Source organism: Spirulina sp. CCY15215, assembly GCF_016888125.1.
GTDB lineage: Bacteria > Cyanobacteriota > Cyanobacteriia > Cyanobacteriales > Spirulinaceae > CCY15215.
Genome location: NZ_JACSWA010000116.1, coordinates 1 through 304 on the forward strand (window position 1 = coordinate 1; position 304 = coordinate 304).

The window sequence follows — 304 nt, forward strand, 5'->3', positions numbered from 1 at the left end:
TCTTCTAAAACCTGCCATGTCTGCCTCAATCAAGTGGAGAGTTTACCCCTTGATATTAGAAATTGGACTTGCGAACATTGTCAAACTCATCACGACAGGGATATTAACGCCGCCATTAACATCAAAAATGAAGGCTTACGGATACTTCGACTGCGTTCAACACAAGTATTAGAGTTAGGAACTAGCTCTACTGCCCTGGGAGGGGATATAAGACGAGGTGGTAGAACTTCGGTTCTGTCTAGCGCGATCCCCAGTGAAAAGGGAAGCCGCTATCGTAATCTTTGATTCGATAGCGGTAGTTCAC

General features: G+C 45.1%; 1 protein-coding gene. It reads left to right on the forward strand.

Annotation, left to right across the window (positions count from 1 at the left end):
- The coding region (locus tag JUI58_RS00525) for a zinc ribbon domain-containing protein (protein ID WP_204101800.1) at nt 1-285 on the forward strand (285 nt) is incomplete at its 5' end.
- Between the last annotated feature and the right edge of the window lie 19 nt (nt 286-304).